This is a genomic window from Pseudomonas sp. NPDC089422 (assembly GCF_044749405.1).
GTDB lineage: Bacteria > Pseudomonadota > Gammaproteobacteria > Pseudomonadales > Pseudomonadaceae > Aquipseudomonas.
The window spans coordinates 140,832-164,321 of the sequence record NZ_JBIVHW010000012.1; the positions used below are offsets into that span (position 1 = coordinate 140,832).

General features: G+C 59.4%; 35 protein-coding genes, 2 tRNA genes and 2 pseudogenes. 14 read left to right on the top strand and 25 right to left on the bottom strand.

Going from position 1 to position 23,490, the window contains the following annotated elements; genetic code table 11:
- Positions 1-117 precede the first annotated feature (117 nt).
- Both ACIPZ8_RS21900 and ACIPZ8_RS21905 read right to left on the bottom strand, forming a co-directional pair.
- On the bottom strand, positions 118-510 hold the full coding sequence (locus ACIPZ8_RS21900; RefSeq protein ID WP_400727431.1) for a glycine zipper domain-containing protein: 393 nt from the start codon (positions 508-510) through the stop codon (positions 118-120).
- A gap of 74 nt (positions 511-584) precedes the next feature.
- The gene (locus ACIPZ8_RS21905; RefSeq protein WP_027920554.1) at positions 585-767 is read right to left on the bottom strand and encodes a hypothetical protein; all 183 of its coding nucleotides are present in this window, start codon (positions 765-767) and stop codon (positions 585-587) included.
- Between the two features lie 172 nt (positions 768-939).
- Here ACIPZ8_RS21905 and ACIPZ8_RS21910 point away from each other — a divergent pair, with 172 nt between their 5' ends.
- On the top strand, positions 940-1,290 hold the full coding sequence (locus tag ACIPZ8_RS21910; RefSeq protein ID WP_060513485.1) for a hypothetical protein: 351 nt from the start codon (positions 940-942) through the stop codon (positions 1,288-1,290).
- Positions 1,291-1,348: 58 nt separating this feature from the next.
- Here ACIPZ8_RS21910 and ACIPZ8_RS21915 read toward each other — a convergent pair whose 3' ends face one another.
- The 4 genes from ACIPZ8_RS21915 to ACIPZ8_RS21930 all read right to left on the bottom strand — a co-directional run bounded on the left by ACIPZ8_RS21915 (position 1,349) and on the right by ACIPZ8_RS21930 (position 4,475).
- Positions 1,349-2,116, bottom strand: coding sequence for an SDR family oxidoreductase (locus ACIPZ8_RS21915; protein ID WP_400727435.1), 768 nt, complete (start codon positions 2,114-2,116; stop codon positions 1,349-1,351).
- Between the two features lie 23 nt (positions 2,117-2,139).
- On the bottom strand, positions 2,140-3,207 hold the full coding sequence (locus ACIPZ8_RS21920) for a phosphotransferase family protein (RefSeq protein WP_400727438.1): 1,068 nt from the start codon (positions 3,205-3,207) through the stop codon (positions 2,140-2,142).
- A gap of 185 nt (positions 3,208-3,392) precedes the next feature.
- Positions 3,393-3,710, bottom strand: coding sequence for an SCP2 sterol-binding domain-containing protein (locus tag ACIPZ8_RS21925; protein ID WP_400727441.1), 318 nt, complete (start codon positions 3,708-3,710; stop codon positions 3,393-3,395).
- Between the two features lie 54 nt (positions 3,711-3,764).
- Positions 3,765-4,475, bottom strand: a complete 711-nt coding sequence (locus ACIPZ8_RS21930; protein WP_400727444.1) for a histidine phosphatase family protein — start codon at positions 4,473-4,475, stop codon at positions 3,765-3,767.
- Between the two features lie 195 nt (positions 4,476-4,670).
- On the opposite strand from ACIPZ8_RS21930, the gene sohB reads away from it, so the two are divergent.
- Together sohB and ACIPZ8_RS21940 are read left to right on the top strand one after the other, a co-directional pair.
- Positions 4,671-5,690, top strand: a complete 1,020-nt coding sequence (gene sohB, locus ACIPZ8_RS21935) for a protease SohB (RefSeq protein ID WP_400727446.1) — start codon at positions 4,671-4,673, stop codon at positions 5,688-5,690.
- Positions 5,691-5,843: 153 nt separating this feature from the next.
- Positions 5,844-5,917: transfer RNA gene (locus ACIPZ8_RS21940), tRNA-Cys, on the top strand.
- Positions 5,918-6,014: 97 nt separating this feature from the next.
- Here ACIPZ8_RS21940 and ACIPZ8_RS21945 read toward each other — a convergent pair.
- The 7 genes and pseudogenes from ACIPZ8_RS21945 to ACIPZ8_RS21975 all read right to left on the bottom strand — a co-directional run.
- A pseudogene (locus tag ACIPZ8_RS21945) lies at positions 6,015-7,066 on the bottom strand (tyrosine-type recombinase/integrase).
- Between the two features lies 1 nt (position 7,067).
- Positions 7,068-7,313: a DUF4224 domain-containing protein gene (locus ACIPZ8_RS21950; RefSeq protein WP_400727449.1), complete on the bottom strand. Its 246-nt coding sequence runs from the start codon at positions 7,311-7,313 to the stop codon at positions 7,068-7,070.
- An 81-nt stretch (positions 7,314-7,394) separates the two neighbouring features.
- Entirely contained in the window at positions 7,395-7,586 is a 192-nt protein-coding gene (locus ACIPZ8_RS21955) for a hypothetical protein (protein ID WP_400727452.1), read from the bottom strand.
- Between the two features lie 43 nt (positions 7,587-7,629).
- The gene (locus tag ACIPZ8_RS21960) at positions 7,630-8,001 is read right to left on the bottom strand and encodes a phage protein NinX family protein (RefSeq protein ID WP_400727455.1); all 372 of its coding nucleotides are present in this window, start codon (positions 7,999-8,001) and stop codon (positions 7,630-7,632) included.
- Positions 7,998-8,210: a hypothetical protein gene (locus ACIPZ8_RS21965; RefSeq protein ID WP_400727458.1), complete on the bottom strand. Its 213-nt coding sequence runs from the start codon at positions 8,208-8,210 to the stop codon at positions 7,998-8,000. The genes ACIPZ8_RS21960 and ACIPZ8_RS21965 overlap by 4 nt, the downstream gene beginning before the upstream one ends.
- Complete coding sequence (locus ACIPZ8_RS21970) at positions 8,207-8,476, bottom strand: hypothetical protein (protein ID WP_400727461.1); 270 nt, start codon at positions 8,474-8,476, stop codon at positions 8,207-8,209. Before ACIPZ8_RS21970 ends, ACIPZ8_RS21965 begins: the two co-directional genes overlap by 4 nt.
- Before the next feature lie 365 nt (positions 8,477-8,841).
- A pseudogene (locus tag ACIPZ8_RS21975) lies at positions 8,842-9,327 on the bottom strand (hypothetical protein); the annotation flags it as partial.
- Between the two features lie 108 nt (positions 9,328-9,435).
- On the opposite strand from ACIPZ8_RS21975, the gene ACIPZ8_RS21980 reads away from it, so the two are divergent.
- On the top strand, positions 9,436-9,900 hold the full coding sequence (locus ACIPZ8_RS21980) for a hypothetical protein (protein WP_400727464.1): 465 nt from the start codon (positions 9,436-9,438) through the stop codon (positions 9,898-9,900).
- A 16-nt stretch (positions 9,901-9,916) separates the two neighbouring features.
- Here the strand turns inward: ACIPZ8_RS21980 and ACIPZ8_RS21985 are convergent, their stop codons facing one another.
- Positions 9,917-10,192 (bottom strand): hypothetical protein, encoded by a 276-nt coding sequence (locus tag ACIPZ8_RS21985; protein ID WP_400727467.1) that lies wholly within the window; start codon positions 10,190-10,192, stop codon positions 9,917-9,919.
- 66 nt (positions 10,193-10,258) lie between these two features.
- Positions 10,259-10,462, bottom strand: coding sequence for a hypothetical protein (locus ACIPZ8_RS21990; RefSeq protein ID WP_400727470.1), 204 nt, complete (start codon positions 10,460-10,462; stop codon positions 10,259-10,261).
- Between the two features lie 72 nt (positions 10,463-10,534).
- Between ACIPZ8_RS21990 and ACIPZ8_RS21995 the strand changes: the two genes are divergently transcribed.
- Entirely contained in the window at positions 10,535-11,014 is a 480-nt protein-coding gene (locus ACIPZ8_RS21995) for a hypothetical protein (protein ID WP_400727472.1), read from the top strand.
- Entirely contained in the window at positions 11,011-11,376 is a 366-nt protein-coding gene (locus ACIPZ8_RS22000; protein WP_400727475.1) for a hypothetical protein, read from the top strand. The genes ACIPZ8_RS21995 and ACIPZ8_RS22000 overlap by 4 nt, the downstream gene beginning before the upstream one ends.
- A gap of 6 nt (positions 11,377-11,382) precedes the next feature.
- On the opposite strand, the gene ACIPZ8_RS22005 is transcribed toward ACIPZ8_RS22000, so the two are convergent.
- From ACIPZ8_RS22005 to ACIPZ8_RS22015, 3 genes are all read right to left on the bottom strand, one after another.
- Complete coding sequence (locus ACIPZ8_RS22005; protein ID WP_400727478.1) at positions 11,383-12,333, bottom strand: phosphoadenosine phosphosulfate reductase family protein; 951 nt, start codon at positions 12,331-12,333, stop codon at positions 11,383-11,385.
- A gap of 245 nt (positions 12,334-12,578) precedes the next feature.
- The gene (locus ACIPZ8_RS22010) at positions 12,579-13,031 is read right to left on the bottom strand and encodes a hypothetical protein (RefSeq protein WP_400727480.1); all 453 of its coding nucleotides are present in this window, start codon (positions 13,029-13,031) and stop codon (positions 12,579-12,581) included.
- Between the two features lie 14 nt (positions 13,032-13,045).
- Entirely contained in the window at positions 13,046-13,564 is a 519-nt protein-coding gene (locus ACIPZ8_RS22015) for an NUMOD4 domain-containing protein (protein WP_400727483.1), read from the bottom strand.
- A 104-nt stretch (positions 13,565-13,668) separates the two neighbouring features.
- On the opposite strand from ACIPZ8_RS22015, the gene ACIPZ8_RS22020 reads away from it, so the two are divergent.
- Positions 13,669-14,307 carry a hypothetical protein gene (locus ACIPZ8_RS22020; protein ID WP_400727486.1) on the top strand — a complete coding sequence of 213 codons (639 nt, stop codon included), beginning with the start codon at positions 13,669-13,671 and terminating at the stop codon, positions 14,305-14,307.
- Here ACIPZ8_RS22020 and ACIPZ8_RS22025 read toward each other — a convergent pair.
- Genes ACIPZ8_RS22025 through ACIPZ8_RS22035 form a run of 3 tightly spaced genes read right to left on the bottom strand, consistent with a single transcriptional unit; the run spans position 14,262 to position 15,255 of the window.
- Positions 14,262-14,780 (bottom strand): hypothetical protein, encoded by a 519-nt coding sequence (locus ACIPZ8_RS22025; protein WP_400727489.1) that lies wholly within the window; start codon positions 14,778-14,780, stop codon positions 14,262-14,264. The genes ACIPZ8_RS22020 and ACIPZ8_RS22025 overlap by 46 nt on opposite strands.
- Positions 14,781-14,821: 41 nt before the next feature.
- Positions 14,822-15,016 (bottom strand): hypothetical protein, encoded by a 195-nt coding sequence (locus tag ACIPZ8_RS22030; protein WP_400727492.1) that lies wholly within the window; start codon positions 15,014-15,016, stop codon positions 14,822-14,824.
- Between the two features lie 2 nt (positions 15,017-15,018).
- Positions 15,019-15,255, bottom strand: a complete 237-nt coding sequence (locus ACIPZ8_RS22035; RefSeq protein ID WP_400727495.1) for a hypothetical protein — start codon at positions 15,253-15,255, stop codon at positions 15,019-15,021.
- 417 nt (positions 15,256-15,672) lie between these two features.
- Between ACIPZ8_RS22035 and ACIPZ8_RS22040 the strand changes: the two genes are divergently transcribed.
- Positions 15,673-15,849: a hypothetical protein gene (locus ACIPZ8_RS22040; protein WP_400727625.1), complete on the top strand. Its 177-nt coding sequence runs from the start codon at positions 15,673-15,675 to the stop codon at positions 15,847-15,849.
- On the opposite strand, the gene ACIPZ8_RS22045 is transcribed toward ACIPZ8_RS22040, so the two are convergent.
- Positions 15,833-16,852, bottom strand: coding sequence for an acyltransferase family protein (locus tag ACIPZ8_RS22045; RefSeq protein WP_400727498.1), 1,020 nt, complete (start codon positions 16,850-16,852; stop codon positions 15,833-15,835). The genes ACIPZ8_RS22040 and ACIPZ8_RS22045 overlap by 17 nt on opposite strands.
- A 100-nt stretch (positions 16,853-16,952) precedes the next feature.
- Between ACIPZ8_RS22045 and ACIPZ8_RS22050 the strand changes: the two genes are divergently transcribed.
- Entirely contained in the window at positions 16,953-17,384 is a 432-nt protein-coding gene (locus tag ACIPZ8_RS22050) for a lysozyme (RefSeq protein ID WP_400727501.1), read from the top strand.
- Complete coding sequence (locus ACIPZ8_RS22055) at positions 17,381-17,893, top strand: DUF2514 family protein (protein WP_400727504.1); 513 nt, start codon at positions 17,381-17,383, stop codon at positions 17,891-17,893. Before ACIPZ8_RS22050 ends, ACIPZ8_RS22055 begins: the two co-directional genes overlap by 4 nt.
- Positions 17,894-18,206: 313 nt before the next feature.
- Here the strand turns inward: ACIPZ8_RS22055 and ACIPZ8_RS22060 are convergent, their stop codons facing one another.
- Positions 18,207-18,881: a polysaccharide lyase family 7 protein gene (locus tag ACIPZ8_RS22060; RefSeq protein WP_400727506.1), complete on the bottom strand. Its 675-nt coding sequence runs from the start codon at positions 18,879-18,881 to the stop codon at positions 18,207-18,209.
- Between the two features lie 614 nt (positions 18,882-19,495).
- Here ACIPZ8_RS22060 and ACIPZ8_RS22065 point away from each other — a divergent pair.
- Positions 19,496-19,690 carry a hypothetical protein gene (locus ACIPZ8_RS22065; RefSeq protein ID WP_400727508.1) on the top strand — a complete coding sequence of 65 codons (195 nt, stop codon included), beginning with the start codon at positions 19,496-19,498 and terminating at the stop codon, positions 19,688-19,690.
- A gap of 1 nt (position 19,691) precedes the next feature.
- Here the strand turns inward: ACIPZ8_RS22065 and ACIPZ8_RS22070 are convergent, their stop codons facing one another.
- Positions 19,692-20,105, bottom strand: a complete 414-nt coding sequence (locus ACIPZ8_RS22070; protein WP_400727510.1) for a DoxX family protein — start codon at positions 20,103-20,105, stop codon at positions 19,692-19,694.
- A 103-nt stretch (positions 20,106-20,208) separates the two neighbouring features.
- Positions 20,209-20,293: transfer RNA gene (locus ACIPZ8_RS22075), tRNA-Leu, on the bottom strand.
- A 204-nt stretch (positions 20,294-20,497) separates the two neighbouring features.
- Between ACIPZ8_RS22075 and ACIPZ8_RS22080 the strand changes: the two genes are divergently transcribed.
- From ACIPZ8_RS22080 to ACIPZ8_RS22090, 3 genes are all read left to right on the top strand, one after another.
- Positions 20,498-20,782, top strand: coding sequence for a hypothetical protein (locus ACIPZ8_RS22080; protein WP_400727513.1), 285 nt, complete (start codon positions 20,498-20,500; stop codon positions 20,780-20,782).
- Positions 20,783-20,866: 84 nt separating this feature from the next.
- Positions 20,867-22,027 carry a nitrogen regulation protein NR(II) gene (locus tag ACIPZ8_RS22085; RefSeq protein WP_400727515.1) on the top strand — a complete coding sequence of 387 codons (1,161 nt, stop codon included), beginning with the start codon at positions 20,867-20,869 and terminating at the stop codon, positions 22,025-22,027.
- Between the two features lie 5 nt (positions 22,028-22,032).
- On the top strand, positions 22,033-23,478 hold the full coding sequence (locus tag ACIPZ8_RS22090) for an ATPase domain-containing protein (protein WP_400727518.1): 1,446 nt from the start codon (positions 22,033-22,035) through the stop codon (positions 23,476-23,478).
- Positions 23,479-23,490 lie beyond the last annotated feature (12 nt).

The following is a 23,490-nucleotide window of genomic DNA, read 5'->3' on the forward strand; positions in this document are numbered from 1 at the left end:
GACAGTAGCAGTCAGTGTGGCAGCTTGCGGTGAAGGTGATGTTGACGTGCTGCAGGGTTTGCAGCCAGTACGCAAATGAAAAGGGCCGCGCGATGCGGCCCTTTTCCTGGTTGCCACTCAGTGGCGACGGTGATGGCGGTGCTTGCTGCTGCCGCCGTTATCGCCCATGTGGTTGCCCAGGGCACCACCGGCTGCGCCGCCCAGGCCGGCACCGATGGTCGAGCCGGTCTTGCCGCCTACCGCGCCGCCCAGCAGCGAGCCGCCGGCCGAGCCCAGGCCACCGCCGATGGCGGCTTCGGTACGGTTGCCTTTCTTCGCAGCTACTGCACTGCCAGCTGCACCGCCGACACCGGCGCCGATGGCTGCGCCAGTGCGGCCGCCCATTTGCTGGCCGACAACGTTGCCCAGGACACCACCCAGGCCACCGCCAATGGCGGCAGTACCGTCACCGGCGAAAGCGCCCTGGCACAGCAGCAGGCCAAGAGCGAGGGAAGGTAGAGTCAGACGCATGATTGGAACCTCAAAGGAGTCATCAGGTTAAGGTGCCGCACGGTTGGGCGGCGGGTCAGGGTAGGGGAGACGCTTCAGCGGTCGTAACGGTCACCGCGCCATTGGCGGTCGTCGTCATCGTCGCGATCATGTCGATGGTGGTGACGGTGGCCGCGGTCGTCATCGCGCCAGCCGCCGTCATCACGGTAGTGGTCGTGATAGCAGCCCGACAACAGCAGGAAGGCGGCGATCAGCGAAAAGCTTGCAAAACGCGTCATCACTATATAGGTCCTTGATCCGCAAAGGTTTACGGGACACTACCTGAGACTGGGATCGATCCATTTGGTTTCCTTGCCGCGCAAAATTTTGCCGTGCGCGCGATGAATGGCGTGCTTGGGACAATTGAGTGGCAGTGCTAGAGTCGCTTTCTTTTTGCCCCGAGGATGGAACATGCGAGCAATTCTGCCGATGGCTGCGGCGCTGGTGTTGGTCGGTTGCGCGAGCGCGACCATGGATGCGGCGCGGGGCGGCAAGCCGACGGCCCAGCTCGATTCGCGCAAGGCGCCGGAGCTGGTGGCCCAGTGCATCCAGTTCAGCTGGCAGAAAGAGGATGTGTTCGGCGACGATGCCAGTGGCTATCTGGAGCCACGCAAGCAGGGCGGGTTGACGGTTTATACCCGCGAGGCGGAGTCGTTCGTGGATGTATATCCGCAGGCGGGCGGGACGCGGGTGGATTACTACGCGCAAAAGAATGACGGCATGGCCCTGCAGCGCCGGGCGGCGGCGGCGACCTGCCTGTAAGCGCTTGCAGTACCGGCCTCTTCGCGCCTGGCCGCGCGAAGAGGCCGGTCAGCCTTGTTCAGGACAGGAAACCACCGTCGACATTCAGCGCGGTGCCGGTGGTGTAGCTGGACGCATCACTGGCCAGGTACAGCACGGCGCCGGCCATTTCCTTGGGGTCGGCCACGCGCTTGAGCGGGATTTGCTGCAGCGCGGCATTGAGGATGGCGTCGTTCTTAACCAGGGCCGAGGCGAACTTGGTGTCGGTCAGGCCTGGCAGCAGGGCGTTGCAGCGAATGCCAAACTGCGCGCATTCCTTGGCGAACACCTTGGTCATGTTGATCACCGCAGCTTTGGTCACCGAATAGATGCCCTGGAACAGGCCCGGCGAAACGCCGTTGATCGAGGCCACGTTGATGATGCTGCCACCACCGTGCTCGCGCATCAGCTTGCCGGCCTCTACCGACATGAAGAAGTAGCCGCGGATATTCACGTCGACGGTCTTCTGGAAGGCATTCGGGTCGGTGTCGAGCACGTTGCAGAACTGCGGGTTGGTGGCCGCGTTGTTGACCAGGATATCCAGGCGCCCGAACTGTTCACGGATGCCGGCGAACACCTGCTGGATCTGCTCCAGTTCGCCAATATGGCAAGCCACCGGCGTGGCCTTGCCGCCCGCGGCGATGATGGCCTCGGCCACCTGCTGGCAGCCCTCCAGCTTGCGGCTGGAGACGATCACGTGAGCGCCCTGCTGGGCCAGCAGATGGGCAATGGCTTCGCCGATGCCACGGCTGGCGCCGGAGACGAAAGCGATCTTGCCGTCGAGGTCGAACAGTTGGGTCTTGGGCATGCTGTTTTCCTTGTTGTCTGGCGTCAGAGCGTGGACTTGCCGATGACCTGCAGGCTCATCTGCTCCAGCAGCCGGTTCATGTGAATGAACTGGGCGAAGCGTTTGTCCTGGGTCTGGCCGTGGTAATAGCGGTAGTAGATCTGCTGGACGATGCCTGCCAGGCGGAACAGGCCGTAGCAATAGTAGTAATCGAAGTTGTCCAGGCGAATGCCGGCGCGCTCGGCGTAGTAGTCGACGAACTGGCGGCGGGTGAGCATGCCCGGGGCGTTGCTCGGCTGGCGGCGCATCAGTTGCACCGGTGCCGGGTCGCTGGCCTCGATCCAGTAGGCCAGGCTGTTGCCCAGGTCCATCAAGGGATCACCGAGGGTGGCCATCTCCCAGTCGAGCACACCGATGATGCGCATCGGGTTGTCAGCGTCGAGGATCACGTTGTCGAAGCGGTAGTCGTTATGCACGATTCCCGGGCGCGGGTGGTCGGCGGGCATCTTTTCGTGCAGCCAGGCGATCACCTTCTCCCAGCGGGGTGCATCCGGGGTCAGGGCTTTCTCGTAGCGGCTGGTCCAGCCCTCGATCTGGCGCTGCACGTAACCTTCCGGCTTGCCCAGGTCGGCCAGGCCACAGGCGTGGTAATCCACCTGGTGCAGCTCGACCAGGCGGTCGATGAAGCTTTTGCACAGGGCCTCGGTGCGGCTGGCATCCAGACCCAGCTCGGTAGGGATGTCGGAGCGCAGAATCACGCCCTTGACCCGCTCCATCACGTAGAACTCGCCGCCGATCAGCGATTCATCGGTGCAGTGGGCGTAGGCCTTGGGGCAATACGGGAAGCCGCTGTTGAGCTGGTTGAGGATGCGGAACTCGCGGCCCATGTCATGGGCCGACTTGGCCTTCTGGCCGAACGGTGGGCGGCGCAACACGAATTCACGGCCCGGGTAGCTGACCAGGTAGGTGAGGTTGGACGCGCCGCCAGGGAACTGGCTGATGCTCGGTGTGCCCTCGAGGCCGGCAATGTGGTCCTTCAGATAGGGATCGATGACGGCCGCGTCGAGTTCTTCGCCGGGGCGTACCTGGGTGGACTGGTCGGTGAGCGTCATGCGTTTTCCTTATTATCTGGCGCAAGGATTATTGGCTAATCTAATGGCCTGACGGCTGTGGAACAAGCGCGCCAGGTGCCATATAGGCGAGGGTGTTGCTGGTTGATCACTGCACCGAATGCCGGGCAAAAAAAAACCGAAGCCGGTCTGGCTTCGGTTTTCTCATCGTTGCTTGTGCCCATCACTCAGGAAGGGAACAGCTCGCTGAGTTTCATCGACAGCATCATGTCGCCTTCGACGCGCAGCTTGCCGCCCATGAAGGCCTGCATGCCGTCGGTTTCACCGCTGACGATGCCCTTCAGGGTTTCGCTGTCCAGCACCAGGGTGCAGTTGGCGTCAGCATTCTCACCTTCCTGAATCTCGCAGGTGCCGTCCTTGACCAGCAGCGCATAGTGCTTGTCTTCGTCGGTGATGTTGAAGCCGAACACCAGGTCCAGGCCAGCAGCAGCAGCTGGGTTGAATTTTGCTTTCATCGCCTCGACGGCTTTAGCTACATCGCTCATGGTGTTTTCCTTGTTAAGTGATATTCGCGTCCGCAGGGACACAACGGGCCGGGCTCAACGGTAGGTGATGAGCTCCGGCGCCCTCAACAGCTGCACATGGGCTTGGCTGTTGAAGGAAGCCAGTGCCACGTCGCGGCCGCGGAACTTCAGCTGGCTGAGCGACGTGTTGATGATCTGCCAGTTCAGCGCAAAGGCCTGGCTGGGGGTGATTCGGGTAACCAGGTGGAGCAGGGCGGCGATGGTGCCCCCGGACGTGAACACGGCGATGTTGTCGCCACTGCCAGCAGTGCCCAGCACGCGCTGCAGGCCGGCTTCGACCCGTGCGGTGAACGCCTGCCAGGTTTCCAGGCCGTCATCGGCGTGCTCGCCCGCGTGCCAGCGTTGCACCATCAGGGCGAACAGGCGCTGGAACTCACTGCGGTTCTGTGCACCGTTGCGCAGCACCTCACGGGCATGCGGCTCCTCATTCAGCAGGCCGGGCAGCAGGGCACGGATCACACCATCGGCATCGAACTCATTGAACGCCGGGTCGGTCTCAATGGCCGGCACCGTGCAACCACCTGCATTCAGCGCCTGCAGCGCGTGCCGGGCGGTGTCCTGCTGGCGGCGCAGATCACCGGCCACGCAGCGGTCCAGGCGCAGGCCGAGCTGGGCGAGGTGTTCGCCAAGGGCCTGGCTCTGGCGCACACCAATGGGCGAGAGGACGTCGTAGTCGTCCGCACCGAAGGAAGCTTGGCCATGTCGGATCAGGTAGAGATTGCCCACTGCGGTATCCGGCGTTGAAGGTTGCTGCGAGGTTAGGATGCGCCACACAGGCTGTCAACGAAAAAACATACAAGCGTTTGAAAAGGTTGTTTGAACTGTGTTGCCAGCGTTTACCTCGGCTGGCGAGGGCACGGGCGCAACGGTATGCTTGCAACAGTTTCGCGCCGATCTGGCGCAGGTTCATAAGGAGTCAACGTGGAGTTTCTTGCCGAATACGCAAGCTTTCTCGCCAAAACCGCCACCCTGGTGATTGCCATCCTGGTGGTGTTGTCCGCTATCGCCGGTTTGCGCGGCAAGGGGCGGCGCAAGGCCGGTGGGCAATTGCAGGTCACCCGGCTCAACGAATTCTATAAAGAGCTGCGCGAGCGCCTGGAAAGCGGCCTGCTCGACAAGGCCCAGCTCAAGGCCCTGCGCAAGCAGCAGGCCAAGGCGGAAAAACAGCAGAAGAAGGGCAAGGCCGAGGAGAAGGACCGGGTATTCGTGCTCGACTTCGATGGTGATATCAAGGCCTCCGCCACCGAAAGCCTGCGCAACGAGATCACCGCACTGCTGACCCTGGCCACCCCGCGCGATGAAGTGGTGCTGCGCCTGGAAAGCGGCGGCGGCCTGGTGCACAGCTATGGCCTGGCGGCCTCGCAACTGGCGCGCATCCGCCAGGCTGGCATCCCGCTCACCGTGTGCATCGACAAGGTCGCGGCCAGCGGCGGTTACATGATGGCCTGCATCGGCGAGAAGATCGTCAGCGCGCCATTTGCCGTGCTGGGTTCGATCGGTGTGGTGGCACAGTTGCCCAACGTCAATCGCCTGTTGAAGAAGCACGACATCGATTTCGAAGTGCTGACCGCCGGCGAGTACAAGCGTACCCTGACCGTATTTGGCGAGAACACCGAGAAGGGCCGGGAGAAGTTCCAGGAAGACCTGGACATCACCCACCAGCTGTTCAAGGACTTCGTGGCCCGCTACCGCCCGCAGCTGCACATCGATGAAGTGGCCACCGGTGAAGTCTGGCTCGGCGTAGCCGCACTGAACCGCAAGCTGGTCGATGAACTTCAGACCAGCGACGAATACCTCAGTGACCGCGCCCGCACGGCCAACCTGTTCCATCTGCACTATGCCGAGCGCAAGAGTTTGCAGGAGCGGATCGGCATGGCGGCCAGCGGCACAGTCGAGAACACCGTGGTAGGTTTGTGGAGTAAACTCGGGCGCTTGCGCTAACACCTTGAACCCGTTGAAATTTTTTTTCGTTCAGGGGGTTGCAAGGTGAAAGGAATGCGGACATAATGGCGCCCATCGAAACGCAGCAAACCTTGAAAAGGTGCGGTGTTTCAAGGAGATAGCGAAGCGAAAGCTGCTAGATCCGAACTTTGAGGCCGAGTAGCAAAGTGGTTATGCTCCGGATTGCAAATCCGTCTACGCCGGTTCGATTCCGACCTCGGCCTCCACCATTCGAAAGCCCCGCAGATTAACGTCTGCGGGGTTTTTCTTTGCGCCTCAAAAAAGCCAAGAGTTCCGAAACAAAAGGCATGGAGTTCCGAAACTTCAGCCTTTCGAGGGCTTGGCGATGGCGCCGACGCGGCGGTAAACGCGCTCGGTGATTCCCTCTTTCGAGTGCCCCAGCAGCACGCTGGCTTCGCTCAAGTCGTTGATCTCCGATGCCGCCTTCGGTCGAATATCGCGGAACTGGAACTGGGCGATTCGATTGGCCAGGTCCGGCTTCTTCTCCAGTTCGGCTTTCACCCTGGCAGCTTCGCGAGCCTCCGCCCACCGGTTGCGCAGCATGGGCCAGCTCATGCGTTTGCCGTGCTCATTGACGATGAAGAACGGCGATAGGTGCTCGCTGGTCCTGCGCATGATGCGCTCGAGCAGCTGGCCCAGGCTGTTCTTCATCCCGTCCACCTCCAATACTATCCTCAGTCGCTTGCCGGTCTTGCCTTGGCTGACCAGCAGGTAGATCCCTCCATATCGTCCTTTCGCATGGACAGCACGTCCGACGGCCGCTGGCCGGTCAGATATGCCAGGTCCATTGCATCCTTCAGCTCCGGTGGAGCCTCGTCATACACCGCCTGCCATACCGTTTCGTTGGCGTAGAAGTCGCGCGGTTTCTCCTTGTTCTTCCTCACGCCCAGGCACGGGTTGTCTCGGGTGGTGAGCCCCCACTCCCTGGCCGTGTTGAATACGTGGGAGAGCAGGGCGATTTCCCTGTTCGCCCTGGTCTTCGCCGACCGCGAGTCGCGGTACTGCGCGATCATGGCCGGCGTGATGGCGTCGATCGGAGCCGAGTCGAACACGGCGCGCAGTTGCTTGAGCTCGTAGATGTTGTCCTTTTGGGTTCTGGCGGCCTTGCCCGGGATGATCTTCAGCAGGTACTCGTCGAAGATCCCCTTCATGGTCGTCAGCTCAGCCGGGGTGGCCTTGGCTTCGAAGTCGGCCCACTTCAGCTTGGCCTGTACCAGGTCGGTACCGAGAGGGATTTCCTTGCCGGCCTGGTCGCGGTAGTAGTACCCAACCCACACTTTTCCGTTCTTTCTGGTGCGCTTGCGCCGGTACATGCCCGGTGGCAGGTCGCGGTTCTCGGTACTTCTGGGTCGCATTTCACTTTACTCGGGAGAAATCAGGGGTCCAGGCGGGCGCCGGGGGCGGGACTGCAGCGACCGGCACTGTGTCGATCACCACGCCGCTGAGCTTCTGGCGTGCGTATTGGCGGCCAACCAGCGGCCGACCGCCGCGACTCTCGACGAAGTGCCAACCTTTTTCGTTCAACCAGCGGCGCTGCCACGCCCGGGGTTTGTAGCCGGTGATCAACACCAGCTCTTCGTCCGAAAGGATCTCGGTTTCCATGGGATGGTCTCCACGCCGCCGGTGGCGGCAATAGCTCTCCATGCCCGCGCATGTCGGCGGGCTTGAGTTGTAGGGGAGGGGTTAGGCTTTGTACTGCTGGCGGATGCGCCGGGCAATGTCGCGTAGCTGGAAGTCCATCTCGAACATCTCGTTGTTGTCCCTGCGAGAGACGACCCCGGACCTGGTGACGTTGCGACCACCAAGGATCCAGGCTGCAAGCAGGATCAGCGCAGACTCGATCTGGCGCCGCAGCCAGCCTTTGTGCGGGATCATCGCGGCTACCTGTAGAGGTGGAAGGCGACGAAGGCGATGGCGATCATTGCATCAGCTCCTTCGGCACCTGGACGGTATCGCCGATCTTGTCGGCGACAATTGCGCGGCAGATAGCGACTGCGGGCTGGTCGCAGCCATTGACCCATGCAGTAATCAAAGCGCTCCAGGTGGTACCGGATACGTGCATCCATACCCGGTGCTTCTCCACAAGAGGGCCTGCCAGCGCCCAGTCTTCCCATGGGTTGTAGCGCTTGGCGTGCGCGATCGCCGTTGCCTGGTAACGGGCGAACACCCGCCAAGGGTTGCCGTACTGCGGCGGGGCCAGGAACACGTCCAGGCCCTCGGCCTTGCCGACCGCCCATCCCAACGCTTCGGCCGATAGGTCGGCCGTCTTCACTTCGATCAGGTCAGTCATGGCGCCACCTTCAGCGCAGCTTCTCGCTTATCGAATTGCTCCCGGGCATGCCGTTCGCGTGCCTCATACACACGAAGGCATTTCTTGCAGGTGACCTCTTTCGGTCGATCTGAGCCGTCCATGTCCTCGCCGACCTGGTTGCATGCGATCTGGCAGTCGTGATCGTCGAAGCAGCCGAAGTGCGAGACCAAGTGAATTACCTTGCTCACAGCTGATACCTCTCATCAATCCAGCACCCAGGCGCCAGTGCGGGTGTAGGTTCGGGTTGTGTTTCGTGCGGGGAGAGCTGGCGCTCGTTGCCGGCCACTTGTGGCAGCCAGACCTTCACGCAGCTGATGGCGTTGTTGCCCAGCGAGTTCATGACGTAGCAGACGACGCTGCGGGGTTTGTCCTCGAAGGACCAGACGCCTGACGGCAGTTCGGTTGCGCTGGCGCCGGTGGCCAGCAGCAGGAGGCAGAGGGCGTGGCGGGTCATTGGCTCATCTCGCGCTGGTGGTCGGCATATGCTTCTGCGTTGCACTTCGGGCAGGGGATGTCGCCACCGCTCAGCAGTGGTCCGCCTGGCACGTCGCAGCTGTCCTCATCCCACAGGAAGCCATCGACACACTGGGCATCGGGATACGACGCGCCGAAGTGGCTGCCGTGGTAGTCGCATCCTGAGGCGCCCGGCTCTACAACCTTGAACTCGACGACCCAGACCCAGGAGTTTTTGTACCAAGCATCGACGCCATTAATCAGTTGCCAGAGAAGCTCGAAGGACTTGCGCGGGCTTGCGCTGTAGGTCTCGATCCCTTTGACGTGGTACCAGTCGCCTAGCTCAGCATGATCGGTGTAGAGTCGGACGCCCTCGGCAAGGGCCTGCTCCTCGCTGATGTCCTGCAGTTGCTCGACACGGACATTGCTGATCTCCAGCAGGATGCGGCTGGCCCAGCGGGCCATGTGGATGCTGGGCTTCCAAACCGGCTGATCGGCTTCGTATGGGGTGAGCCCGTCTGCGGCGTAGACCAGCGTGCCATCCTCGCGCGCCTCGACGAGATCAAGATCATCCGGTTTGAGGTACGGCCCTTTCTGAACCTCGAAGTGATCGCAGTACCAAGTCTCGCGCACCCACAGGCGGTCGCCTGGCCGGCCATACGGACATTCGGGGTTGCGTTTAGTCGGGTCTGGGTTGCGAATGAATGGCTGGCCAAGGCCGTAGCTGCCGATATCGCCCTTCTAGCGGGGCTGAACCTTCACCGGGCGGCGCGTGACCGTCTTCCGGCCTTCCAGGATGGCGCGGACCATCGGCCCGCTGAACAGGATCGGGCGTTTCTTTGCTTGAGACATAGCTTCGCCTTGGCCGCCATATCGCGGCAGTGAATAGAGGGGAGAGGGGTTACAGCAGGTAGGAGTTCAGGTTGGATTTATGTGCTTTAGTAAGAAGTGGAGCTGCACGTGGCAGCCAAAGGCGAGTTCGCAGCAATGGCACTAAAAACTGACTATAAGGTGCAGATTGTCATAGCAGTCTTGGGCGTTTTGGGCGGGATCTCAGGGGCTGTAATTTCACAATGGCCTAATTGGTTTCCGCCTGCTCCATCACCTACTGTGCAACTTGGGCTCGACTACATCACGGAGGGTAAATTTAAGGAGGCGGTTAGAGTGCTCAAGCCGTTTGCACGGCGTGGGGATCGAGTCGCTCAATACCAAGTCGGGAGACTGTATTCCAGAGGATGGGCCAAGAGTGATGATCCAAGTTCTGATGTGTGGCGAGCAATTTACTGGCTGAAGAAGGCAGTAGAGAATGGACAGCCAGGGGCAGAGAGTGAGCTGGAGTCAACTCAACGTGCCGTCCACAACTCAGCAGAGGCTGCCTTTCTGAGGTTCATTGCCCGTGATGAGGAGTCAGGCCATCTGGAATGAAATCAGCAATTCGACATTAGTGAGTCGGATTTGTCGGCTTCATTTGAACCGGGGCGGCCGGCTCTGCGCTGGCGGATAGGGCGTTGCATACCGCGTCGTAGAGATCGAACGGGTCGTCAATGCGGAACAGGGCTTTCATTCGCTGCAGCATCGCATCTCGCTCGGCCAGCTGGGAGCGCTGATTCGATATTCGTAGGCTCTGCCGCTGGATGTTCGAGTCAGAGTGCTTGATGACTTCGCGCAGCTGCTCGTTCTCGCCGCGCAGCCGCTCGACCTCAGCGGACCCGGTCATCGGCCCCAGACCAACAATCGGCAGCCCAGTCGCCGCCGCATCCCGCTCTGCCTCTTCTTTGGTCCACTAGAAGGCAGTACCAACCATCCACGCTATCGGCTCGGCGTGGGGCTGCGGAACTGGCTGGGCGGTGAGCTTGCGTAACTCAGCGGGGAGGATGGCCCAAGCACCGGCGGCAACTGCGCCCGTGCCATTTGCCAGCAGGTCTTCGATGGCCGACGCGGCCTGGCTGATCAGTTCGGTGTTGCTGGATCGGTTTTCTGTGGGCATGGGGGATTCCTCATGAATCTGAGAGTGGCATAATCGGAACGGGCCGGGACGATTTGGCGAAGGCAGATTGATATGGAGTTGGCGATGGGGGATTGGACTTTGCCAAACTGGTTCGCTGGAATGGCTGATGTACTTTCAGTTCTTGGCTTTTTAGTTACTGGTTGGGTAGGGTGGCAGGCTCGAGAAATTAAAGAGTATTTTTTCAATCGAGTCAGAATCGGGGAGATTATTCCTGAGCTCTCGAAAGACTCAGAAGAGCTCCTTAAGTCGATCAGAGAGTGGGAAGCATCAACGACTGATGAAAAAAGAGTTCATTTGGCGATCGTTAAAATTAAAGGTCGCCTAGTGAACCTCAAAGGAAAGCTTCAGTCGGACGAAAAAAAGTCACTTCTCAATGTGCTGGCTAAAGTTGAGCGCAAGAGGTTCTACTTCCTGCCAGGTAATGTTTCAGATATCAGTGTCGCGGATGCCTGGGAAATCGCCCGGGATCTGAATGGAATGATTGTGCAGATCGAAAGTGCACACAAAGATTCGAGTTGGAGGCAGCGTTGAATACAGACGATAAAATGCTCAGGCTGGTTGAGCAAGTCCTTAAGGCGACTTATAAAGGAGAGGTTGGTTGGCGTGCGGAGCAGCCCCCAGTTTCTCTTACTAAAGCCACTGAAAATTTTGTACCGATTTATCTCGAAGCTAGATATAAAGGTAAGACCTTGGTGGTCTATGAGCAGCGCGAAAAATATTGGACTGATGAAGATATTTTTAACTGGACAACCACTCTACATTTTGGCGTTCTTGTAGGGGACGTCTTTGTCAGTGATTATTCTCAGTATTCACCCATGCTTCGTCAGCTTTTTGAAGCCGCTCGCGAGAAAGCCTCAGATATTGACTCTTTGCTAGATGACCTGCTCGACTAGTAGAGTTTATTCGCATAGACCGTAGGACGAAGAGCACTTCTGCCAACTGTCGGTGCGCGCGATCAGATCGACCATGTCGAACTGGCGGCCGCCGCGTGCTGTATTTGCCCAGTCCACCATGCGGTCTATGCCGTGGGTTGCGGCGCTTACCTTGTCGTCTGATCTCACGGTTGGGTCTGTCACCGTCGGGAAGAAGGTCGCAGCCCCTAGCTTGCTAGCAGTGCTGACCAATCGCTCCCACTCGCGGACCCTGGACACTTCTTCTGGCCATCTGGACGATATCTCGCGTAGTTCATCCTTCACGCACATGACGCAGGGCATACAGCCGAGTCGGTTGCAGCCTTGCAGGTACAGTGGATTTGGTTTGATTCCTACGGCGCGGTGCGCTTCGAAGACGGCCTCGACTGGCCACTTCAGAATAGGCCGGTAGTTGAACAGGCCGCCGCCGACCTCGTCGCACTCTGGCAGGTAGCGGCGGTTAGGTGACTCGTCAGCCCTGACGCCCTGCCAAGAAAGCAAAAGGTTCTCGCCAGTCATGAGCGGCATGAACACGTCTTCGATAATCGGGTTCCGCTTCAGCTCGTCCGTGCAGAATCGAGCCTTGGTGCTGGGGAATCGGCTTTTCCAGAGGCACATGTCGAGGAACGGGTTGCCGGTGGGGTGCAGCACATCCAGGGCCCCAAGCACCACGGCCTCGGGCACTCCTTTCTCGCGCCACTTCGTTTCGATGAACCTACGCTTGCCGGCGATCTGCCGGGCAAAGTCAGCCTTTACCCAGCGGATAGGCACGCCGATGGCCTCGGCCAGGTAGTGCACGTAGTCATAAGTGGCCGGGTGTTCGTGCCCGGTGTCTGCAAATACGGCGCTTAGGTTCGGCACCTCCAACTCGCGAGCGACCAGAAGGGTGGCCGTGCTGTCTTTACCGCCGCTCATGCTGACGATGTTGTATTCGGCCATCGTGTGGTCCTTGCGTGCAGGCGCCGCCCTCGCCGGGGAGGCGTTATCGTTGAATAGGGGAAGGCGCTATGCTGAGTTGATACCTGCGTGAGGGTACTCAGATGGCCGAGTGCAAAAAGTGCGGTGCAGAACTTCATTTCGACCTGGACGACACAAAGGACGAGGTTGAAGTGGTATGCCCAAGATGTAGAGCGCGCCATGTAGCCCGGTGGATCGCTTCATCGCCATGCTTACCGGGCGCCCGGTTAGTAGTTGAACTGGTCGGCGGGGACGAGAAAGGTAACGGCTAAGGCGCTGGCGGGCAGCGCCGGATGGTCAGGCCCGGCGGACCTTGAAGCCGACATGCACTCGATGTCGTGGTACTCGCAGCGCTCGTAGGCCTTGTACTTGGCCTGTGCCGGCGTGCTGGCGAAAACGTCGACAATTGTTCGATTAGTGATATCCCACCAGCCCCAGCCGGCGACGAGCACCTGGTAGCGCTTCAGCGGCAGCTTTTCCGCCATCTCGCCGTACTGCATCTCCCAGGTGGGGTGGTAGTTGCGGATGCGTTTCTTCGGGTCGCTGTCGAGGATCACGCCGATGTAGTGCCCGCGATCTGCCATGATCACGCCAGGCTCGCCATTGGCGATCACGCGCCGTCCGATCTCTGCTGGCACGCCGTAGTGATCGCGCACGTAGGCACAGTTGAAGTTGGTCATGGTGATTTCCTTTTTCAGGCCTGCAATGGCAGGCAGTCGTGCCAGCGGTACCCACCATGACGGTGTCGCCGACCTTCAATGCATCGCTGAATTGAGCCGCGGTGAAAGCCATCTTCCAGCGCTTGCCGAATGCTCGGGTAGCAAAGCGAAACCTGTCCTGTGGTGATTTCTGCGACCACTGGACGCACACGCTTCAGCAGTACCCGGCATGCATGGATGTTGTTCTCGGCTGATGAGGCCCACTCCAGGTTCTCCCTGCAGTTGTTGTCCTTGGCTCCGTCAATGTGGTTGACGTGTGCAAGACCTTCAGGGTTTGGCAGGAAAGCTTCTGCCACCAGGCGGTGGGCGTAGACGTTGGTGCGTTGACCGTTGTGGCAGAGCACCAACTTCATGTAGCCGCCCCGGTCGGCAAACTGCTTCAGCAGACGCTCAGGCACTCGCCCTGCGCCCTGGGCTACCGATTTGACCTGGCCATCGGAGCTGACCAGGTAGGCTGACTCGAAGCCGGGAACCGGCCTCCATTCTGGATGCATGGGTTATCTCCCGAGCATGCGGCGCCCTCCGTGGCCGGATGCGGCATGGTGGCAATTTGGTTTGGGATGGGTTTAGATTCGCACCTTTTGTTCAAGGGGCGACCATGAGTTTTAGAGATAAATTGGCTAACAGCGCGCCATTTGCGCTGCGAATTATGTGGACTTGTTTGATAGCTGGCCCAGTAATTTGGCTTGTTGCTGGCACCATTCGACTTTCGGGATTAAATGCGACAGAGGCAGCCGCATGGATTCAAGCAGTTGGCTCGATCGGAGCCATTATCGGAGCATGTGGTGTAGCGAATTGGCAGATTCATCGCGGTCAAAAGCAGCGAGATGAGGACAAATCAGGCCGCCTCAGGGCGATTGTTGCTGTGGTGGAAAATGCCGCACAACAGGCGGCAGCGATTGAGAAAATGGTTGACCAAAATCCCCCAGATTTCGTATTTCGTTTGGGATGGCCGATAGTGCTATCTGGCCCATTGGTTGCTTCTTTACAAGCGCTAAATGCTGTCCCAGTACATGAGCTAGATGACTCAGAATTGGTGGTGCAGTGTGTTTCTATCATGGGGGCCCTTAGTTGCCTGATCGCCGAAGCGGAGAGCTACATTTCAAAATCCCCAGAGATGGCTGAAGCGCCTGCCAGTTACAGTTCTATCAGGACTCAGTCGAAGCTCGTTGCGCATTCATGGAGCATATTTCAGCAAGTCGCAGGGGCTAAAATCTCATCTCCTGGATCCTGCTGAATCATCAGCATGCTCCTCCGGTCAAAGGCCAGGGCCAGACGTGACGAGATGCTGATTTCGTGTCGAGGCGGGGTGAGAAACTTCGCTGCGTGCATCCTGCCGAGAGCGTGGATGCCATGGATCAGCGCCTCGATCATCTGGCTGTATGTGGCATCTGCCCAGCCGCATATGGCTCGCAGGTGCTGGCCCGTTCGTTTCCTTGCCGAAAGCCGCAGTGGCTCAGCCCGCGCCGCAGAACGATGAGCTTCGATTTCGTGGCGCGTGATCCGGAACAGTGCGTGATGCCCAAGCGCTTCGATGTGATGAATCATCAGCGTCATCGCCTCGCCCTGTTCCTCGATCCCGGCCCACTCCATCAATTCCAGCAGGGCCCGCTTAGTCCCTGGTCGAACCTTCAAGCGCAGGTCTTCTTCCTTCAGCCTGGCGGATTTGGCGCGGCGCTTCTCGTCGCGCGCCTGCTGTGACATCGCCATACGGTACCTCCTTCAATCCGCTGGGCGGTAGGTTGAACTGCTCACGCCGCCTTGATCTTTGCAGGGCGTTTCTCATTTTCATGCTCGAGCTCCATATCCATGTCGTTCAAGCCGGCAAGGAACCAGGAACCGTGAATCGTGTTAGGGGTGAATTGGTTTGCCATCTTGCCGCCTCCGTTGCGGCGGCATTCCCGGCCAAGGTGGTAGACGCTGGGGTGCTCGCCGCAATTGCTCATGGCTATGCCCCTGCTTTCTTGAGCGGGAAGTCGATGCCGAACTTCTTAATGATCCGGCTCACAACGGTGTGGCCTACCTCCAATGCCAGCGCAGTCTTGTAGCGCGACAAGCCAGCGTCGCGGAGAGAAATAATCCCCTCGGCAAGCTTTGCTTCCCGGTCGCCCTCGTCAGGCTTGGGCGTGTGCTTGCCGCGCACCGCCTGCACGAAGGAGAAGCCGTTTCGCTTGGTACATCCCACAGCGTGGCCTGGGGGATGTTGAGCTGCTTGGACGCTTCGCTGCAGGTCATGGTGGCCGCCAGTTCAGCGATCATCTCGGCCTTGGCCTTGGACTTTTCTTGGCGAGTGCCGTGCTGTACTGGCGCCGGGCCGCGTCGCTTCTTGGGGCTTGGCTCCGGGTGCTTGCGCTCGGGCAGTGGACGGTAGGTGAAGCCCCCAGAACGACGAGCTGGCCGCCAGATGCAAAGAAGGCCGCTTGATGGGTTCATGCGGCTTTGCTCCTGAGCTTGGATTCAACAACGTTCTGTAGGTTTCGTTATCGAGGGTTGTAACCCCGGTGTAGAGGTTGACGGGCAGTGGGGGTTTTCCGAGTCGATAGAGTGCCCGCCGACGGACGAAGAGTTACGAAGAAGTGCAATTTGCAAAAGGGATTATTTAATTTCAGTCGCCAACGAATCAACCTTAGGTATGGCGGATGCATTCGTTGCCGACTTGCTCAGCCCTGAAGAAATCTTGAAATTCAAAGAATATGCAAAATATAAGCTATTGCTCAACAAAATTGTTGAGCAGCCTGGGTTTCCTACTGCTATCAATTGGCCTACGTCGCCTGTTTGATTTTTGTGCGCAGCGTTTGGTATCGTTTACTTGCTCGGCTTAATGGCATTTCAATATAGGAGAAGCTCGCGCGGGATGTGATCAAGATCAATGTGCAAGCTCCGGCGATAAGTGGTAAGTCGTTGACTTGATATTTCTCGGAGATATAAAGGGCCAGACTGATAAAAAGTAGATGGCACAAATATGTTGAGTACGACCAGTCGCCGAGTCGGGCAATGAAATTATGTTTAGGGAAAAACCTTTCCTGTGATACTGCGGCACATAGGATGATTGCGCAAGGTATGCCGCTTTTATAAGGGCTGTGCGATACAGGTCCCGCGTACACGATTGCGACCAAAGCGGCAAGGGCTGCGAAAGCTGCCAGTGCTGGCGGTATGCGTGATAGCCACCCACGCTGGTAACCGATCTGTAGTGCAACGCCGATCAGAAACTCCAAAACAATATCGTTCTTGTAGAACGAGAACGAGCCGTCAATTTTGCTTGCTATGAAATGGAGAAGTGCTACGCCGGAGAACAAACTAGCAATTCTGTATTTTTCTGGCATAAATAGAGATACGAAAAATATGGCGTAGAAAGATGCCTCGTAATTAAGTGTCCACCCAATTGTCATTATAGGGTATAGGCCTATGCCAGTAGGGTTTTGTGCTGGAATGAAAAACAGGCTTTTTAGGAAAAATAATGGTTCAAATGCTGTGAGCGGGATTGAATGTGGAGCGTAGAGCAGAACCGCTGCAGTGACTGCTGTGAATAACCAGTATGCCGGAACTATTCGCGCCAAGCGGTTTTGTATAAATTCGATCGGGGTTGTAGGCTTGTTTGTGGTTGAAGCGTATATGACGAAGCCGCTTATAATAAAAAACAGATCTACGCCAATAGCGCCGTAGCTGTGAAAGCCTTCAGAAATTATTCCGAAAGTTTCCGATTTGTAAAAAATTTGGATGACGTGGTGGCCTACGACTAACCACGCAGCTAACGCTCTAAGGATTTGAATGGAATTGAGCATTTATTGTTAATTCAAAAAAAGAATCCATTCTACATTCGTTTTTCCTGATTAACCACGGATACACGACCCGCCATCGAGCGGTTTTTCTTGGAGACAACCCATGCGTACATCGCAACGCGGCTTGAGCCTGATCAAGTCGTTCGAAGGCCTGCGCCTGCAGGCGTACCAAGATGCTGTCGGCGTCTGGACTATCGGATACGGCGCCACCCGCGGCGTGAAGTCAGGGATGTCGATCACCAAGGAGCAGGCCGAGCGCATGCTGCTGAACGACGTCCAGCGCTTCGAGCCAGAGGTGCAACGGCTGGTCACGGCACTGCTGAACCAGAGTCAGTGGGACGCCCTGATGAGCTTCACCTACAACCTGGGCTCGGCGAATCTCGAGTCATCCACGCTCCGGCGGCTGCTGAACGCCGGGGACTACCCAGGAGCCGCCGAGCAGTTTCCGCGTTGGAACAAGGCAGGCGGCAAGGTTCTCCCAGGTCTCGTTCGTCGTCGCGCCGCCGAGCGCGAAATGTTCTTGGAGCCTGTATGAACTGGCTGGGCGCGGTACCGGCCTGGTGCTGGTGGCTGATCGCCCTGGTGCTGGTTGCCGGCGGTCAGCAGTACCGAGTGGTTATTGCCCAGGGCGAGGCCGGTACCGCACGCGGAGAGCTAGCCGACTACCGCCTGCAGGTTTCCGAGCGCGATCGTCGAGCGGCGGCAAATGCCAGAACAGAAGAACAGCGCCGCCAGGCCGTGGCGGACAAGGAGGGCGAGAGTGCACGACAACAACTGGAGCTGGCCCAGGGCCGCGCCGATACTGCTGAGTCTGCTGCTGGCGGGCTGCGGAGTGAGATCGACCGACTGCGCGCCGGCCACCGAGCCACCTGCGACACCATCACTGCCCAGCAGCGCCAGGCAGGAACCTCTGCCGTCGTGGTGCTCGGGGGATTGCTTGAAGACGCTGACCGAATGGCGGGAGACCTCGCGACAGCGCTTGAGCGAAGCCGAATAGCCGGCCTGGCGTGCGAGGCGGTGGTGGATGGGATCGAGTCTCGGTAGAGGGCAGAGTTTCATGTCCCAGTCCGGCTGAAGCGGTGGACAGAAAATGCCATCTCCCCGACTCAAATGTTGAGAGCTATTTCATCAAAAAAACGGTTCCAAAACTCAAATGGCGACCCTTGTAGGATGCGGGTTACAGCCCGGCAAATCGCGGTTCGTTTTGGAACTGATTTTATCCTTGAGGCCGCATCAGGCGGAGATTCTTGTATCGGATTGCAAATCCGTCTACGCCGGTTCGATTCCGACCTCGGCCTCCACCATTCGAAAAACCCCGCAGATGAAAATCTGCGGGGTTTTTCATTTTGCCCGGCATTCAGCCATGGCTGAGCGAAAGCGCGCTGATGATGCACACCGAACCATCTTCAGCCGGTGTGGTATCGGTGTAGTCGACCTGGTTGTAGATCCCGCCATGGAACTCGAACAGGCGAGTGTCCCAGCTGTCATCCAGCTGCAGTTCACTCGATGTCCTGGAGACGCCGTTGCACCTGGCGGTCACCTTGACCACACCTGCGGAGGTGGCGTGAATGATCACGTCGAATTTCGTGCCGAGCGGCACGCCCTGCAGCAGGGTGCTGTTCACCGGGGTGGTCTGGTTGTAGGACGCCCGGAAACCCAGGGTGATGTTGCCCTTGTTCCAGAACACCTTCACGGGCGGGCTGTCGTCCCCCCTGACGTGCATCTGGCTGACCACGACCTTCTGCGCCGAGTTGACCTTGGTCAGGGTCATTGTCTGGCGATTCCAGTGGTCCGGGGCGCTGCTCAGCGCCCAGCTCTGTGTTTCCGACCACTCGCAACGGGTTCTGTGGGTGCTCTTGCTCGATGCCCCTTTGGTCGGTGCCGTGAACTGAACCGAGCCGTCGCTGAGCACTTTCACCACGCTAGGGAACTCAGCGATGGCTTCGGCGCCATTGAGTTCAAGCGCGACAGGGTTCGTTGAAGAGACTGCCACCGGGGTAGCGATCGTTAGATTGCTGATGTTTACGGTCATAAATACTCCTGACGATAAAATCATTGGCCTGGCACGATTGCCTTCCAACCGTGATGCGTTCCTCCGCATCCGGCTGGGCACTCGTGAATGCGCAGGCGGATGATTTGGAGTACGAGAAACTGTATGTATATACAGTATCGCCGGGTCATCTTTTTTCAACCCCTGCAATTACGTAAAGTGTGATGACAGGTAAGAAAGTGGCTCAGGTCTGTGGGTGACAGCCAAAGAAAAGCCCGGTTCAGGGCCGGGCTTTGCTCAGGTTTGTCTGGCGATGAGGGGCTCGCCTGCGTGCGCTCAGGCAAAGGATGCGACAACCTTCCGAGCACATTTCCAAAGCCGGAAAAAGAAAAACCCGCCAAAGTGGCGGGTCCTAAAGAACGTACGGAGCAGGGTCAGAGTGCCAAAGTGCTTGTCATGAACTCGTGAAGTTCACGTTGACAGCGTGTCGAGACCCTTCATGAGCGAAAAAAAGCCCGCCATGAAGGCGGGCAACGAACGTTCTGAAGGGAGAGACTGCAGCCTGAGGGACGCTGGTTAAGTCAGCGTTAACCGCCATCCATTGACCACGGCCAACGATGCGCCTATACAGGCCTGCCAGATTTCCAGGAGCCACCATGCGCGACGAAGACGACCTGCACGAACCCGAGCACGTTCACCTGCTCGATCACGAATTCCTCTATGAAGACTTTGACCCTGAAGCGGATGCCCAGGGCGCCGAGGACGAAGTCGAGGAGGACGAAGAGCTGCTGGATGACCTCGATGACGAAGAGCGCGATCACCCAGCCTGGCACGACGACCTGGACGACTGAATCAGCGCCCGTCGACCGAAAAGCGCCCAGGGCCACTGACCGCCAGCAACAGCAGGCCGCCGCAGATACTGAGGTTTTTCAGGAACTGGGTCATGTTGGCGGCGCGCTCAGGGTCGACCATGTTCCAGAACGGATGGCCAAGCAGTCCGGTCCCCAGCACGAACAGGGCAAACAGGAAGGCCAGCGGGCGGGTATAGAAGCCCAGGATCAGCAGGATGCCGACAATGAACTCCATGATCACCGCAACCGCTGCCGCCAGCATCGGGGCGGGGGCGCCCAGTGAGGTCATGTAGCCGACCGTGCCTTCGAAGCCAGTCAGTTTGGCCCAGCCGGAAAGCACGAAGAGGATCATGAGCAGCACGCGGGCAATCAGGAGGATGATGTCGCGTTGACCATCGAACAGGGAGTAGCGCATGGCGGCATACCGGTGGATGGAGACAAGCTCCACTCTAGCAGTTGCGCGGGGGATTGCTGCGGGCAGCAAAAAGGCGCCGCAAGGGCGCCTTTTCAAAGGAGTTTGGTGCGAGTGGCGGGACTCGAACCCGCAAGGCTCACGCCGACAGATTTTAAGTCTGCTGTGTATACCAATTCCACCACACTCGCACGCTTGAAAGGGTCGTATCGACCGGCGCGCTTCTAGGCAGAAGGGCCTGACAATCAAGTGCGCTTTATAACCCATTGTTATAGTTGAGTCAATCGCAGCACCTATGATCAAAGGAATGAAGGCGTCAATCGAATGGGCAATTGACACCTTGCTGTCATTAGGCCACTGTTGCTCACTTCATTGGATCCAATGAGTTTGATGCCATGTTCCAGGCCACTCCGTCGGCTCTTCCCGGGCGCACTGTTCGCCCTCGGTTGTTCTGGCGCCTGCTGTTCGCGCAGGTGTTGCTGATGGGCGCTTTTCTGTACCTCAGCCTGATCAGCCTCGGTGCCTACCTGCTGATGCTCGGTTTCGATGCCGGACACCCGCAACCGCAACGCTTGATGGCGCTGGCAGGTGGCGGTCTGATAGTGCTGGTGGGCCTGTGGCTGCTGAAAGTGGCGATGCCGCGGCGAATCAGCCCGGTCATGGTCGAACCCGAGCGTTGATCATCTGTTGCAGTGCACGCTGTTGCAGAAGGGCATGCTTGGCTAAGCTAATCAGGTCCCTCCTGCTGTGCCTGTGGAGTTCGCATGGTTTCAGCTGACTGTATCGATCACCCGGTCATGCCCGCCAGCCGCTATGAGCAGCTGGTGCAATCGGTGGTGGACTACGCCATCTACATGCTCGACCCCGCCGGCCATGTGGTGTCCTGGAACGCTGGTGCCCAACGTATCAAGGGCTACCGCGCCGAAGAAGTCATAGGGCGGCATTTCTCGCTGTTCTTCACCCCTCAGGATTGCGCCGAAGGGCGACCGGAGCGCCTGCTCAAGCAGGCCTTGGAGCAGGGGGTGGCGCAGGACGAAGGCTGGCGCGTACGCAAGGACGGCACGCAGTTCTGGGCCCTGGCCGCGCTCGATGTGATCCGCGACGAACAGGGGCAGATCGTCGGCCTGGCCAAGGTCACCCGTGATATCACCGACCGGCGTGAATCGGCGCTGCAGCTCGACGCCGTGCGTGCCCAGCTGTTCCAGGCACAGAAGCTCGAAGCGCTGGGCCAGCTCACCGGCGGCCTCGCGCACGACTTCAACAATCTGCTGACCATCATCATCAATTCGGCGCGCCTGGCGCAGGCCAGCCAGGACCCGCTGCGGGTGCAGCGCATGCTCGAGCACATCCTCGATGCCGGGCAGCGCGGCACCGAGCTGACCCAGCAACTGCTCAGCTTCGCCCGTCACCGGCAGCTCGATGTCTCGCTGATTGCCCCGGCCAGGTTGCTGGAGTCCACACGTGGCCTGCTGGAGCATGCGCTGCCGCGTGAAATCGTGTTGCAGGCGTACCTGCAGCCCGATCTGCCGCTGATCGAGGTGGATACCGGGCAGCTGCAGATGGTGCTGCTCAACCTGCTGTTCAATGCACGCGATGCGATCGGTGAGCGGGGCACGATCGGCCTGGCGGTGCTCACGGTCGATATGGCAGGCGACGTCGAGGGGCTGCGCGGCACATTCGTATGCTTCGAAGTGAATGACAGCGGCGACGGTATCGACCCGCTGGTGCTGCCGCGCATCTTCGAGCCGTTCTTCACTACCAAGCCTTTCGGCAAGGGTACCGGCCTTGGCCTCAGCCAGGTCTACGGCTTTGCCAAGCAGAGCAATGGCGCCATCACCGTCGAAAGCACGCCCGGCAAGGGCACGTGCATGCGCCTGTATCTGCCGGCCTATCAGCCCGATGCGAGGGCACAAGACGACAGGTAGCCACCATGGTGCAGGCACTCAAACGGCTGGTCACGGGGATCGAAGGGCTCGATGCGCTGCTCAAGGGCGGCCTGGTCGCGGGCGCTTCCTATATCGTTCAGGGGCCGCCCGGCGCGGGCAAGACCATCCTGGCCAACCAGTTGGCCTGCGGCCATGTGCGTGATGGGGGCAAGGTGCTGGTGGCAACCTTGCTCAGCGAGTCCCATGAGCGCTTGTTCCAGTACCTGGCGACCCTGGCGTTCTTCGATCCAGGCATGGTCGGTGACCAGATCCAGTTCGTCAGTGCCTTCGATACCCTTGAACAGGAAGGGCTGGATGCGGTGGTCAAACTGCTGCGCCAGGAAATCGGCAAGCAGCAGGCGAGCCTGCTGATCGTCGATGGCGTGCTCAATGCCCGGGTGCGTGCGGAAACGGCGCTGGATACCAAGAAGTTCGTCTCGGAATTGCAAGGTCATGCGGCGTTCGCGGGTTGTACCGTGCTGCTGCTGACCAGCGCCCGCCTGGATGACAACAGCCCGGAGCACACCATGGTCGATGGTGTGATCGAGCTGGGCGAGCAACTGGTCGGGAGCCGCGCGGTACGCCATGTGCAGTTGCGCAAGACGCGGGGCAGCGGGGCGTTGTCCGGGCGCCACGAGTGCCTGATCGATGAGGCGGGGATGCACGTATATCCGCGCCTGGAGTCGCTTTACAGCCACCCCAGCCAGCTTGGCAGTGCCTCCTTGAGCCGGGTTTCCACGGGTGTCGAGGCATTGGATGAAATGCTGGGCGGGGGCCTGACACTGGGCTCGGTCAGCCTGCTGATGGGGCCCTCGGGGATCGGCAAGACCTCCCTGGGCCTGGCGTTTCTGGCGGCTGCCAGCGCCGAGCAGCCGGCCTTGCATTTTGGCTTCTACGAAACACCCGCGAGGTTGCGGTTGAAGGCGGCATCGCTGGGTTACGACTTCGCTGCGCAGGAGCGCGCAGGTGCCTTGCAGCTATGCTGGCAACCGACCACCGAAGGCCTGCTTGACCAGGTGGGCGCGCGCCTGCTCGAACAGGTCGAGCAGCAGGGCAGCAAGCGCGTGCTGATCGACAGCCTGGGCGCGTTCAGCCGCCTGGCGACCGACCCGGCGCGGCTCAATGCCTTCTTCCGTGCCCTGGCCGGCGAGCTGCGGGCGCGGGATGTCAGCGTCATGCTCACCTGGGAGATGCGTGATATTTTCGGTTCGGAAATCACGGCCCCGGCGCCTGACCTGTCGAGCATCGTCGACAACCTCATGCTGATGCGCTTCGTCGAGCTGGATTCTCAGCTGCGGCGCATGCTGTCGATCCTGAAGGTGCGCGACAGCCATCACGACCCCGCGCTGCACGAACTGCACATCGGGCCGCAGGGTATCAGTCTGCGTAAGGCGTTCGAGGGCGCCTGCGGCGTACTGTCGGGTACTCCGGTACCGCAAGGGGGTGGCTGACGGGGCCTGCCG